Origin of the sequence: Microcoleus sp. S13_C3 (genome assembly GCF_036700905.1) — a bacterium.
Taxonomy (GTDB): domain Bacteria; phylum Cyanobacteriota; class Cyanobacteriia; order Cyanobacteriales; family Microcoleaceae; genus Microcoleus.
This window is the reverse complement of the sequence record NZ_JAUBPT010000096.1, coordinates 18,022-31,863: the sequence shown is the minus strand read 5'-3', so window position 1 is coordinate 31,863 and position 13,842 is coordinate 18,022. Positions and strand designations below refer to the sequence as shown.

Annotated in this window: 7 protein-coding genes; 4 read left to right on the top strand and 3 right to left on the bottom strand. The window is 45.1% G+C overall.

All coding sequences use genetic code 11. The features are described 5' to 3' along the window. The first annotated feature begins 180 nt into the window (after positions 1 to 180). The 3 genes from rppB (at position 181) to rpmB (ending at position 5,174) form a co-directional block, all read left to right on the top strand. Entirely contained in the window at positions 181 to 1,512 is a 1,332-nt protein-coding gene (rppB, locus tag QUA16_RS23490; RefSeq protein ID WP_333109431.1) for a two-component system sensor histidine kinase RppB, read from the top strand. Positions 1,513 to 2,150: 638 nt separating this feature from the next. Next, entirely contained in the window at positions 2,151 to 4,139 is a 1,989-nt protein-coding gene (gene htpG / locus QUA16_RS23485) for a molecular chaperone HtpG (protein ID WP_333109429.1), read from the top strand. Between the two features lie 798 nt (positions 4,140 to 4,937). Beyond that, positions 4,938 to 5,174, top strand: coding sequence for a 50S ribosomal protein L28 (gene rpmB / locus QUA16_RS23480; RefSeq protein ID WP_006634309.1), 237 nt, complete (start codon positions 4,938 to 4,940; stop codon positions 5,172 to 5,174). A gap of 736 nt (positions 5,175 to 5,910) precedes the next feature. Here rpmB and QUA16_RS23475 read toward each other — a convergent pair. From QUA16_RS23475 to proS, 3 genes are all read right to left on the bottom strand, one after another. Beyond that, positions 5,911 to 8,004 (bottom strand): adenylate/guanylate cyclase domain-containing protein, encoded by a 2,094-nt coding sequence (locus QUA16_RS23475; RefSeq protein ID WP_333106911.1) that lies wholly within the window; start codon positions 8,002 to 8,004, stop codon positions 5,911 to 5,913. Between the two features lie 113 nt (positions 8,005 to 8,117). After that, a complete protein-coding gene (locus QUA16_RS23470; protein ID WP_333106910.1) occupies positions 8,118 to 11,090 on the bottom strand; it encodes an adenylate/guanylate cyclase domain-containing protein in 2,973 nt (990 codons plus the stop codon). Positions 11,091 to 11,454: 364 nt separating this feature from the next. Continuing rightward, on the bottom strand, positions 11,455 to 13,365 hold the full coding sequence (gene proS, locus QUA16_RS23465; RefSeq protein ID WP_333106909.1) for a proline--tRNA ligase: 1,911 nt from the start codon (positions 13,363 to 13,365) through the stop codon (positions 11,455 to 11,457). 85 nt (positions 13,366 to 13,450) lie between these two features. Here proS and QUA16_RS23460 point away from each other — a divergent pair, with 85 nt between their 5' ends. Further along, on the top strand, positions 13,451 to 13,756 hold the full coding sequence (locus QUA16_RS23460; protein WP_333106907.1) for a hypothetical protein: 306 nt from the start codon (positions 13,451 to 13,453) through the stop codon (positions 13,754 to 13,756). The last annotated feature ends 86 nt before the right edge of the window (positions 13,757 to 13,842 follow it).

Below are 13,842 nucleotides of genomic sequence, written 5' to 3'. Positions count from 1 at the left end.
TATTTGGTATTTTATCCATCATTACAACTATGTTTTGAGCCAATAAATATCTAATCACTACATATTTATTACTACCCGAAATAAAATTGGTGAAGTTAATCCAGAAATCTTGGTACAATTAGAAAATAATGTATTATTTACCTTGGGATATTTACCTTAAAAAAGAGCGCTCGAATCAATGTGAATCAAAATAAACTCTTTAACCGAACTCGCTGGCAATTAGCTCTTTCCTATGCAGCAGTAATGGGTTTGATTTTAAGCTTGCTGGGATTGGGCGTATATAAGGCGATCGCCCACGCTCACTGGGTAGCCATAGACCGCGAATTAGAATCGGTAGCGGGGACGCTACACGACAGCCTAGAAACAAAATTGCAGCAGCCCGGACGCCTAGAACCAATAGTCAATGAGCTGTTGCCCAACCTCCGCCTAATGGGAGTTAAAGGCATTAAAGAACAGTTGCCAAGCCGCCATATTTTAAGCGCTATCAACCAAGGCTATTACTATATTCGTTTATTTGATGAGTCGGGGAAATTAATTGCTACCGCCGGTGCTTATCCAGAAGAATTACCAGCCGAATTCAACTCCCAATACTGGCAAACGATAACTGATACTAAAGGTAATGTTTTTCACCAAATTTCTGTAGCGCTCCACACCCAAACACAGCAAGATTGGGGATATTTTCAAGTTGGCCGGAGCCTACAAGACTTTAATGATTATCTCAGTACAGTGAAATGGGTTTTAAAATTAGGATTGCCTACAGCATTGATTTTGATAGGCTTTGCTAGTTGGTTATTGGCAGGATTAGCCATGAAACCCATTTATTCTTCCTACCGACAAATCCAACAGTTTACAGCGGATGCTGCTCACGAATTGCGGACGCCTTTAGCGGCTTCGCAGGCGACAGTAGAATCAGCGCTGTTGACGCCTCAATTGGATGAAAAAGAGGCGCGGGAAATTTTGCGAACTGTAGAGCGCCAAAACCGACGATTAACTCAGTTAGTGGCTGATTTGCTGCTACTGGCTCGCATGGATAATCAAGTGATACGCGATCGCCCTCAATTGTGTTGTTTGAATGACCTTGTTAGCGATTTAGTAGAGGAATTGGCAGCTTTGGCGATCGCTTCTAAGGTAGAGTTAACATCCGAAGTGCGAGTGCCGCAGCAATTAAATGTTGTCGGCAATTCCGACCAACTTTATCGCTTAGTTGCTAATTTAATTGTTAATGCCATTCAATACACTCCGGCGGGCGGGAAAGTAACAGTTATTTTAGATTGCAGCCACCAAGAGGCGATCGTTCAGGTGCAAGATACCGGTATGGGGATCGCGGCTGCAGATTTAGAGCGAATATTCGATCGATTCTACCGAGTCAACAGCGATCGATCGCGCCATACCGGCGGTTCGGGACTGGGATTGGCGATCGCCCAAACCATCGCCCGGGCACATCGTGGCAGCCTCAGCGCCCGCAGCGAATTGGGGCAAGGCGCTACTTTCCTGCTGCGGTTGCCTTTGTGAGCTACTATTTGACATCTCCCCAGCCATTTCATAGACGGGGATTCATAAGACTATAATGGAGGTCTTACAGGTGCTGACAAATCACCTCTACACGCTCAAAACAACTACCATTACCAGAGGTATTGCAATTGCGCTTACTTTTGTTTTACTTTCGGAGTCCATCACAACGCCAGATAGGTACGCTCCATGTTCACCATTACTTGTTTACCCAGGCTACGGTCATGCCGAGACGAGATAACGAGCGGGGTTTCTCCTTAATAAAACACTTCTTCACGTACATGGTTATTCTTACTTGCAATTTAATTCTAGCATATTGAGGGCGGTTGAAACCGCCGCCGCGTTCCTCCCCATGATGTAAGCCAATGGCTTCTCGCTCAATTATGGTGAGGGAAACCGAATCATCTTTTTAGGGTAATCCCTTTGGCAGAAGAGAGCACGATCGCCGAAAATCATTAAATAGTCATTAGTCCTCAGTCAGTAGTCAGTAGTCAGTAGTCAGTAGTTAGTAGTTAGTAGTTAGCAGCTAACAACGTATAACAGGAAAATTCAGCTCGGCTAACAATTAAGAACTAATGACCAATGACCAATGACCAATGACTAATCACGGTTCATTACCGACAAATACCTAGCGAAAAATTATGACAGTTTTAGAACAGGGAACAATCTCAATCCATACCGAAAATATTTTCCCGATTATCAAGAAGTCGCTATACACTGACCACGAAGTCTTCTTGCGGGAACTAATTTCTAACGCCGTCGATGCCATTGCCAAACTCAAAATGGTTTCTCGTTCCGGCGAATACAGCGGCGAGGTGGGCGAACCGCAAATCAACATAGCGATCGACAAAGAAAACAACACCCTCTCAATTTCCGATAACGGCATCGGCATGACCGCCGACGAGGTAAAAAAATACATCAACCAAGTCGCTTTCTCCAGCGCAGAAGAATTTATTGAAAAATACCAAGGCAGCGGCGACGACGCAATTATCGGTCACTTCGGCCTAGGTTTCTACTCTTCTTTCATGGTGGCGAAGAAAGTAGACATTGATACTCTTTCTTACAAAGAAGGCTCCCAAGCAGTACACTGGTCTTGCGACGGATCTCCCGCTTTTGAACTATCAGAATCTTCCCGCACGGAACGCGGCACTACTATTACTCTTACTCTCCAAGATGAAGAACAAGAATATGTAGAGCCCAGTCGCATTAAGCAGTTAATCAAAACTTACTGCGATTTCATGCCAGTTCCCATCAAATTTGAGGGTGAGGAACTCAACAAGCACAAAGCAATTTGGCGGGAATCAGCCAGCAATTTGCAAAAAGAAGATTACTTAGAACTTTACCGCTACCTTTACCCGTTCCAAGACGAGCCGCTGCTGTGGGTACACCTGAATACAGATTATCCTTTTATTGTCAACGGGATTCTTTTCTTTCCAAAACTGCGGCCGGATGTCGATGTTACCCAAGGCAATATTAAGCTATTCTGCAACCAGGTTTTTGTCAGCGACCACTGCGAAGAAATTATCCCTAAATTCTTGATGCCGCTGCGGGGAGTTATTGACAGTACCGATATTCCCCTGAACGTTTCTCGCAGTTCTTTGCAAAGCAATCGCACTGTGCGGAGAATCGCTGATTATATTGCCAAAAAAGTAGGCGATCGCCTGAAAGAACTCTACCGGGACGACCGTGACGAATACATCCGCTGCTGGCAAGATATCGGCACTTTTGTCAAGTTTGGAACTCTCAACGATGACAAGTTCAAAAAGCAAGTCGAAGATATCTTAATCTACCGCAGCACCTACGAACCAACAGCCGAGAAGCCAGAAAGTGTAACGCCCGAAGTTCAGGTGCAAACTGAGGAAGGAGATTTGTGGCAAGATGTCACTCCGAAGTCGGAAAATTCTACTTCCACGCAGCCTTACACGACGCTGAAAGAGTATTTGGAACGCAATCAAAAACGCCACGAAAATCGGGTGTTTTATTGTACAGATCCTGCGTCTCAAGCAACTTACGTTGCTATGCACAAAAGCCAAGGTTTAGAAGTGCTGTTTATGGATTCTTTCATCGACACGCACTTTATCAGCTTCTTGGAACGAGAACACTCAGATGTCAAATTCTCGCGGGTTGATTCCGACATCGACGAAACGCTAATTGACAAAGAGAAAGAAGCGGAAATTGTCGATCCGGCGACGAATAAAACTCGCAGCGAACAAGTTAAGGAAATGTTCCAAAAAGCTCTCAATAAGCCGAAAGTGAACATTCGCACAGAAGCTTTGAAGTCTGACTCTGCGGAGGCGACGCCACCTGCGATCGTACTTTTGCCGGAAGCTTTGCGCCGGATGCGCGACATGACGGCGCTTTTGCAGCAGCAAGCGGCCGAATTCCCCGAAGACCACGTTTTGCTGGTGAATACCTCTCACCCGCTGATTCAAAATCTGGCGAGTTTGAGTCAGGGTGCGATTATTCAAGGTGGCGGCGAGTCTCCGTCGGCCCAGTTGGCGAGTATGATTTGTCACCACGTTTACGACTTGGCTTTGATGGCCCAGAAGGGTTTCGATGCTGAAGGGATGAAGGATTTTGTCGAGCGATCGAATCAAGTCTTGACAAAATTGACTGAACGTGCCATGTAATTACCCCCCCCAACCCCCCCTTGCTAAGGGGGGGAGCAAGAGTTGATTTCTATTGCTAAGGGGGGGAGCAAGAGTTGATTTCTATTGCTGAGCCGGCGATCGGTGTTTTTTGTCCCCTGCTTAACAAGGGGGGCTAGGGGGTTCTGCGCTGTTGCTATATAATGAAGCGATCGAATCAAGTCTTGACAAAATTGACTGAACGTGCAATGTAATTACCCCCCCAACCCCCCCTTGCTAAGGGGGGGAGTAAGAGCAATTGCTAGGATGATATTTTCCTAGACTTTTAGATAATACTCATGACAATTGGTGTAGACTGAAGTAGCCTGCATAAAACCATCAGTAATGATGACTTGGACTTTCTCTCACTTCTCTCAAGCTTTCGCTTGAGAGCATCTCTGTAATCCTTGCGGTTCGAGGTTGGTCAAAACCAGTGAAGAATACACCTCCAAAATTTGTGCAAAATACGGTGAGAGCCATAAAAGTTAGGTGGCTCTAAAATTTTTCACTGCCCCAACTGTGGTTAGAAAACACCCAGTTTGAGTAGCGCTTTAGGGATTTTCCTTAAAGCTTTGTGGGATACCACCATACTCTCAGACGTATCTGATGAGTGTGCTATATTCAGATTTTCGCCGATTGTCGGGGATTGTCTGAATTAAAAGTATCAGTCTATTTCTATGGGTAAAGGGATAAGTCAAGCCTTCTTCCTTGTTCCTTCTTCCTTGTTCCTTCTTCCTTCTTCCTTCTTCCTTCGGGTATAATGAAATGCTGCACGCAAAAAACGGTAATCTGGAGGGAAGTATGTCACGGAAATGTCAGCTAACGGGGAAGAAGGCGAATAACGGTTTTGCAGTTTCTCACTCGCACCACCGCACTCACAAATTGCAAGACGCCAATTTGCAGTGGAAGCGGGTTTGGTGGCCACAGGAGAAGCGCTGGGTAAGATTGCACCTTTCTACAAAGGCAATTAAAACCTTGCAACACAAGGGTTTGGAAATCATGGCGAAGGAAGCTGGAATTAACCTGTACAAGCTTTAAAAAACTTGGCTAAATTAAAATGAGGGCGATCGCACGCTTGAGAGTGCGATCGCCCTTACTTTTAGAGAAAAACCTTTACTAATAGCTGGTAAAAGTATAGTCATCTATTAAATGACATGGGAGGCCTTCGGCCCCTCCCCCTTCACTTTTACTTTGAGCGGATTGACCCGCATTGGCCCAGCTACGCAGATCCCTATCCCATTGCTCAATGCTTTTGGGAGTGCTTTTGCCACGATCGTGTAATACCCATTCACGGAGCGCATTAATTAACAAACCATCTGCGGTTTTGTACAAACCTCTGTGGATGTGTTTGCCAATCGGCTAGCTGGATGAGTGATAGGTGTGGCTCGTAAATTCATGCCGCGTTGAAAGCGGTTGCTTGGGCAGTCCAAATCCTTCTGATCAGTCAGCATATACTACTCCTGACTATCTTTGACGAGAAACTTAATGAAGTTTTACAATACCAATTTTTTATGAGGCCCCGTAGAATCCGATCACCCTGGCGCCCCCCGCCGGAGGGGGGGACAAGATTCCCATCAAAGTCAACCCCTACTCCCCAACAACCAGGGGGAGTAGGGGGTATGCGAGGGGGATCGAGATATGTGCAACTTCACATTAAATTGGTATAAACTGATATCTTGCACCATTCTCAATTAGCGGTAGGGGCGGGTTCGCCAACAGCCTTAAAGCTTGCAAATAGGTTCTATAAACCCGCCCGACCCCACGAAAAATCCTCTTATTGATATTGCTGCAAGATGTCAGTATAAAGCAACTTTCTGCCTTGCAGTAAATAAGTAGTCATCTCGCCTTTGCCTTTAACTTCGATCGCGCCGCGGTTTTCAAAGAAATACTTTTCTCGCAATTCCTGATAAGTTGTTTCTGTTACCTGAATACTCCCTGGCTTGCCGTGAGATTCCATCCGGGAAGCAGTGTTAACGGTATCTCCCCACAAATCGTAAATAAATTTTTTAATTCCAATAACTCCGGCAACAACCGGGCCAGTGTTGATGCCGATTCTGATGCTGAAATCTTGATTGTGGATATTGCTGAAGTCAGTAATTGCCTGCAGCATATCGATCGCCATTTCTGCGATCGCTTCTGCGTGATCCGGGCGAGGAATTGGCAGCCCTCCTACTACCATGTAAGCGTCGCCAATCGTCTTAATTTTTTCCAAACCGTGCCTTTCTGCTAGGTTGTCGAAGGTCGAAAAGATGTCATTCAGCAAGGCTACTAATTGCGTTGGAGAAACTCGCGAACTCAATTGAGTAAAGCCTACTATGTCCGCAAACAAGACAGTAACGTCAGCAAAAGTATCTGCGATCGTACTGTCTCCTCGCTTCAACCGATTTGCTATTTCTTCAGGCAAAATATTCAACAACAAGCGTTCAGATTGTTCCTGTTGAACTCGCAGTGCACTTAAAGTATCATTCAGAGCATTAGTTCGTTCTTTCACTCGAAATTCTAACTCTTCATTCAGCTTGTAAAGAGCCATTTCAGCCCGCCTGCGGTCTGTGATATCCGTACCGATTGCCAGCATTCCCGCGAACTTTCCTGCCGCGTCAAACAGCGGTTTATTTGCCCAGGATACCCAAACGCGATCGCCGCTGCGCCGGATACTTTCATTTTCATTTCGCGTATATTGTTCTGGGTTTTGCAAAATATCTCTCAACTTTGCTGCCAAATCATTTCCTGTTGTATCTGTCTGGGGAATAATTGTTCCCACGGCGTTTTTGCCAATTATCTCTTTTTCATCGTAACCAAAAAACTTCTGTGCAAATTCGTTAAAAAAAGTAATATTTCCTGCCCTATCTATTTTTAAAATAATGCTGTTAGCATTTTCAACTAATTCCCGATACTTAATTTCGCTTTGGCGCAGCGAATCCTCTGCTGAGGCGCGTTCGGCTACAGTGGCGGCCAACAGCAGCGATGTAACTACAATTACGCTCATAAAAGCCTGCAAAAATAAGATTGCCTGATTTATATTTTCCGCTTTGGCAACAAAGGGGCCGCCTCCCTGAGAACCGCCCCAAATTGCGATACTGGATACGATGAAAGATGCTAAAATCCCCCCGCCCTGACCGAATTGAATGGTTGCCCAAATTACTAAGGGAAATGGCAAGTATTCGAGGGGATAACCGGAGAGATTACCTTCACTTTTTGAGTTGTATACTAGCCAACTGACTGTTACTAATAACAGCAGGCAGATTCCGGCACTAATGCGATTCAAAATAGTTGGAAAATCTGTATTTGGTGACGGGATTGGCGCTTGTTTATGGTTGTATATAATCAACAGCAGGGGAGTAAAAATTAAAACTCCTAATGTATCTCCGAGATACCAATTCCATCTAACGTGCCAATATTCGCTCCAGTCAACTAAACCAGTTACACAGAAGCGTAGCGTGCCGAGAGTGCAGTTGATTTGAGTGGCAACCACAGCACCGCTGACAACTAAATTGACTACATCTATCAGCCGATTTAGTGACGGGCGAAACTTGAGTTTATGCAACAAAGTAAATGCACACAAAGCTTGTAAACAAGCACAAAAAGCACTAATTATTGCACTTATTATGGAGATATTTAGATTAATACTCTCGTAAAAAAATACGCCTAAAGCTATTCCCGGCCACACCGGCCGCCCGAACAATAAAAGTGCAGCTTGTGCAATTCCTGCGGGTGGCCAGACGCACGTACCTAATTTATTTACGCCGGGGATTGAAACTGCGATTTTTGCTCCCAAAGCGTAAGCAAAAGCAATGGCAGCTATTTTTGCTAAGTATTGCCAAGTTCTAGATTGAGGAAATCGCAGAAACTGATTTTTTTGGGGAATCATACAGAGTGTTATATTTTTAACTAACTATAGCAACCGCGCCCGAAGATTAGGAAATGCTTAATTCTGAAACATGACTTCTTATATTACTTCTTCCTTCTTCATTCTTCCTGATGCTATAACTTGATGTCGGTAAGAAAATAAGTGTTCATCTCGCCTTTGCCTTTAACTTCGATCGCGCCGCGACTTTCAAATACATACTTGTCCTGCAATATATCATAAATTGCAGACGTGACTTGAATGCACCCCGGCAAGCCGTGAGATTCCATGCGGGAAGCGGTGTTAACGGTGTCTCCCCATAAATCGTAAATAAATTTTTTAATACCGATTACTCCGGCGACAACCGGCCCGGTGTTAATGCCAATTCTGATGCTAAAATCTTGATTGTGGGTATGACTGAAGTTAGTAATTGCCTGCTGCATATCGAGGGCCATTTGGGCGATCGCCTCTGCATGATCGCTGCGGGGCATGGGCAGCCCTCCTACTACCATGTAGGCGTCGCCAATGGTCTTGATTTTCTCCAATCCGTGCTTTTCTGCTAGGCGATCGAATGTGGAAAAAATATCGTTAAGCAAGGAAACTAATTCCGACGGAGAAATTTGGGAACTAATTTGGGTAAAACCGACTATATCTGCAAACAATACTGTTACTTCGGAAAAAGTATCGGCAATGATGCTTTGGTCGTGTTTTAATCTTTCGGCGATCGGTTGCGGTAAAACGTTGAGTAGGAGACGGTCAGATTTTTCTTGTTCTAAGCGCAAAGCTGCCTCAGCTTGTTTGCGAGTTGTGATATCTTGAACAGTACCTTCGTAATAAAGCAAATTTCCGTAGGAATCGCGCACGGTATAAGTATTTTCGGAAATCCAAATTATGCTGCCATCTCGGCGGTAAATTTGAGATTCCAAATCCGATACTTTGCCTTGTTCTTCTATTAAGCGGACAACTTCGGCGCGGCGTTCTGGGTCAACATAAAGTTGTTGGCTAATATCAGTTAATGTGCCGACCAATTCCTCGCGCGAACTGTAACCGTAAATGCGAAGCAAAGCAGGATTGGCGCTGAGATATTCCCCATCGGGGGTAGTTTGAAAAATGCCGACTATCGCATTTTCAAAGATGCTGCGGTATTTTTCTTCAGCTTGCCGCAGTGCTTCTTCAGCCCGCTGGCGTTCTCGCGCTTCCATTGCGAAAGTTACAGAGTCTGCTAGAGAAACAGCAAAACTTTGTTCTTCAATCGTCCAATAGCGGAGCCTTCCTACGTGTTCTAAACAGAGAACTCCTGCTGTTTCTCCGCCTATTTGAATCGGCGTATCTAGCATAGAAGTGATGCCGAAGGGAATTAGATAAGATTCCGCAAATTCTCGGGTTCTAAAATCGTTTTGGGCGTCAAAGGCAGCAATTGCGCGTTCTTCTCGCAGTGCTTGGAAATAGACAGGATAGTCTGCTGCTGCTAATTCCAAACCGTCTGAGTGCTGGTTGACAGCGCGATCGAACAAATCCAGGCACTCGATCTTGGATTTAGTGCGATCGTACAGCCAGACGCTCGATCGGGCAACTTCCAGAGTACGGCTAGCAGTTTCATTTATTTCTTGAAGCGCCTTTGTTAAGTCGCCTTGATTCAGCGCTTTATTTTTGGCTAAATCAATTAATGCCCATTTCTGTTTCTGTAGCTGAAGTTCGCTTTGTTTCAGGGCATTTGTCCGCTCTTCAACTCGGATTTCCAGCTTTTCATTGAGCTTCTGCAACGCTATTTCAGCTTTTCGGCGATCGGTGATATCTGTCCCGATGCAGAGGATGCCCAAAAGTTTGCCCGCTGAATCAACCAGCGGTTTATTTGCCCAAGATACCCAAACGCGATCGCCACTGCGCCGCATATTTTCATTTTCATAGCTGGTAAAGCGATCGGGATTTTGTAAAATTTGACTATAAACCAACTCTAAGTTATTTCCTGCACAGTCCGTCCGTGGAATAATGGTTCCCAAGGCATTTTTTCCCAGAATTTCTTCCTCCTTGTAACCAAAGAAATTTTCTGCAAATTCGTTAAAAAAAGTAATATTGCCGTCTGCGTCCAATTTCAGAATAATGCTGTTAGCATTTTCCACCAATTCTCGATATTTAATTTCGCTCTGTCGTAAAGAATACTCCGCTGCTGTCCGTTCAGCTACCGTCGCTGCCAATAACAGCGAGGTAATTGTAACTACAGCCATAAAAGCTTGCAAAAATAAGATAGCCTGATTAATATTGTCGGCTTTGGCTGTGAAGGGCCCCCCTCCATGAGAACTGCCAAAAATTGCGATTATTGAGACAATAAACGATGCTAGAACAGCGGCTCGCTGACCGAATTTGAGCGCCGCCCACATTATCAAAGGAAACGGCAAATATTCCAGGGGATAACGAGCAATATAAGCTTGATGTTTCGACTCAAAAACCAGCCAGCTCACCCCAATTAATAATATTAACCATACTCCCCGCTCAATTAAATAATTTTTCTTGGTCTCTGTTTGTATTTTTAAATTATCTGCGGTTACTTGAGGACGAGTTAATATTAAAACTAATGGAGTTATAATTAAAACTCCCATTGTGTCTCCCAACCACCAATTCCATCGAGTAGACCAATATTCGCTCCACTCTATTTTGCCAGCTAAATATAGAGAAAATGCGCCAATAGTGCAACTGATTTGAGTAGCAATTAGACCGCCAAACAAAATTAAATTAATTACATCTTTCAATCGATCGAGAGAGGGACGAAACCGGAACCAGCCCAGGGCAGTAACTGCAAAAACAGCTTGCAGAATCGCCCCGGCGTTTCCTCCCAGCCAAACCACGAATATCTGTTCATTTGGGTTAACCAAATTGAGCAAAAAGGTACCCAAAACTATGGCAGGCCAGACTTTACTCCCAAACAATAACAGTCCAGCTTGTGCAATTCCTGCGGGTGGCCACACCGAGGCAGCAAAGTGACTAACACCTTGAATTGAAATTGCTAGCCTCGCTCCCACGGCGTAAGCGACAGCAACGACAGCTACTTGGGCTAAGTACCGCCCAATTCGGGATTGAGGGAATCGAAGAAACTGATTTAGGTTCAGATTCATATCGAGTTTTAAGTTTTAGGGAATTTCACATCTCAGGGAAGTTCGGCAACGGATTCTGTAACGGATGTAACGGATGTAATGGATGTAATGGATGTAATGGATGTAATGGATGTCAGGAAGAGGGAAGAAGGAAGAAGGAAGAGGGGGGAGAATCTCATATTTGTAAAAACACTTCTTCTGGCTCCTTCTTTCTTCCTCTTTCCTCCTGCATCCTGTCTCCTGTCTCCTGCCTCCCAACTCCAATTTCTAGCTGGGCTGAAAAAGTGAGATGCTCCCAAGAGGCTCGCAATGTAGGGTGTACACCGCGCACATTGGGAGCCTAAATGTAGGTGCGCCTAGCACGCACCTTACCAATTAAAAAGGCTTAGTTGATGGCGGCTTCAATCCACTGTTTTAAAGTAGAATTTACTTCATCAATGAGAATTTCCTGTGATTTGTGAGTTGCTCTTTCCACGACTTCAACTTTGCCTGCTTTCAGCGAACGGCCCGGAACAATGCGATAGGGAATGCCGATTAAATCAGCATCTTTGAATTTAACTCCGGCTCGTTCGTCGCGGTCATCTAGTAGGGTTTCAATGCCAGATTGGTTGAGCTCTGCATAGAGTTTTTCGGCGACTTCTACTTGTTGGGCGTCGGAAATATTGGGGATGCTAATGATGGCGTGATACGGGGCGATCGCCACTGGCCAAATTATCCCGTCTTTGTCGTAGGATTGTTCTACTGCCGATTGAGCTAGCCGCGACACGCCGACGCCGTAGCAGCCCATAACAAAGGGCATTTCTTCGCCTTGTTCGCTGGTGTATGTGGCGCCCATTGCTTGGGAGTATTTGGTTCCTAATTGGAAGATGTGGCCGACTTCGATGCCTCTGGCGCTTTGCAAGGTTTGTTCCGGGTTGTGCACGGCCCGATCGCCCTTTTTGGCTGTTCTGACACCTACAACCGTTGCTGGTAGGGGAAATTCTTTATCCCAATTAGCCCCGACAACGTGGTATCCTGATTCGTTAGAACCAGTAACAAAGTTTGTCAGGTCAACTGCGGTGCGATCGACCAAACGCAAAAACTTGGGAGATACCCCCCCTTGCCCCCCCTTGGTAAGGGGGGGATTTGAGTCTTCTTGCCCCCCCTTGGTAAGGGGGGGATTTGAGTCTTCTTGCCCCCCCTTGGTAAGGGGGGGTTGGGGGGGGGTGGAGGCGATATAATCATCAGCAAGATCCGGAGCCATATAACCCAGAGGTAAAGATTTAGCCGCCCATTTCCGCTGAGCTTCCGCATCGGGGACAGTCAAAAATAAAACAGTTTTAGCTTGATAATTGCCCGCTAACTTCGTCAACTCATTCAGCAACTTTACCTGATTCACATCTTGGTCGCCGCGAATGCTTACCAATACCAAAACAGTCATGCCATTGTCGTAAACAGCTTGGTAAAGCACATTTTTGACAACTTGCGTCGGAGAACATTTCAAAAATTTGCAAAGTTTCTCAATTGTTTCAGTTCCCGGCGTTTCCCGCTTTTCAAACGTTGCAAAGGGCGACGGTTCGGCATCAGCAGGCATCGATACAGCCTTTTCCACATTAGCTGCATACTGACCATCTTCAGTATAAAGAACTTCATCTTCTCCCGCTTCAGCCAACACCATAAACTCTTGAGAACCAGAGCCGCCAATTGCTCCCGAATCAGCATCTACTGCTCGGAATTGCAAGCCCGATCGGCGCAGCATATTGCTATAAGCTTGAGCCATATCCTGATAAGTTTTTTTCAAACTTTCTTCGTTAGTGTGGAAAGAATAGCCATCTTTCATAATGAATTCGCGACCGCGCATCAACCCAAAACGCGGGCGAATTTCATCGCGAAACTTAGTTTGGATTTGATAAAGATGTAAAGGCAATTGCCGATAGGAACGAATCATATCTTTAGCAATTGTAGTAATTACTTCTTCGTGAGTTGGGCCCAGTCCCAATTCTCGCTGCTGCCTGTCTGTCATGGCAAACATAATACCTTCAGCTTGAGTGTAGGTGTCCCAGCGGCCGGATTCCTGCCACAAATCGGCCGGTTGCAATTGCGGGAGGAGACATTCTTGAGCGCCGGTAGCGTCCATTTCTTCGCGCACAATTTGAGATACTTTTTTGAGAACTCGCCACATTAAAGGTAGATAAGCGTAAATTCCGCTACCGATGCGCCGGATGTATCCGGCACGGAGTAATAGTTTGTGGCTAGGAATTTCTGCTTCTGCCGGGTCTTCGCGCAGGGTAACAAAAAGCATTTGAGATAGTCGCATGGCTGATTTCCTTAAAATACCGGATGAGTGTAATTTTAGATCAACTTCTGATATTATCAGAACTAAGCCCGATTTGATTAAATATATGAATAAAATTTGGCAAAACTACGAAAAAGGTATGGCAGTCTTTGATAATTGTCACTCTCCTACTGTGCAATCTCAGTGGCTTGCCTTAAAAGATGAAATAGGAGAATTTGTTCGAGAACCTAATTTAAGCGAAATTTGGGATATTGTTCATGCTGCTGGTCGATTGCTTTACAAACTAATCGGAATTCCATTATATTTAATTGCCTATCCTACTGTTCGCAAACACAGTCAACGTTTCGAGGAGTACGGCTGTATTCGCAGCATTCGCAACTGTGAGGGTAAATGCTGCGGCAAAAATTCGTAGGGTACGCTGCGGCGCACCTGATATCATGTTTGTTGAATGACGCGCAATTACATTCTAATGACCGACAGCATCCAGGATACAAGCCC

What these genes read in the sequence shown, in the direction of transcription:
- htpG (WP_333109429.1), top strand. Translation starts at nt 2,151, where the DNA reads ATGACAGTTTTAGAACAGGGAACAATCTCAATCCATACCGAAAATATT.
- QUA16_RS23470 (WP_333106910.1), bottom strand. Translation starts at nt 11,090, where the DNA reads ATGAATCTGAACCTAAATCAGTTTCTTCGATTCCCTCAATCCCGAATT.
- QUA16_RS23460 (WP_333106907.1), top strand. Translation starts at nt 13,451, where the DNA reads ATGAATAAAATTTGGCAAAACTACGAAAAAGGTATGGCAGTCTTTGAT.
- rpmB (WP_006634309.1), top strand. Translation starts at nt 4,938, where the DNA reads ATGTCACGGAAATGTCAGCTAACGGGGAAGAAGGCGAATAACGGTTTT.
- QUA16_RS23475 (WP_333106911.1), bottom strand. Translation starts at nt 8,004, where the DNA reads ATGATTCCCCAAAAAAATCAGTTTCTGCGATTTCCTCAATCTAGAACT.
- proS (WP_333106909.1), bottom strand. Translation starts at nt 13,365, where the DNA reads ATGCGACTATCTCAAATGCTTTTTGTTACCCTGCGCGAAGACCCGGCA.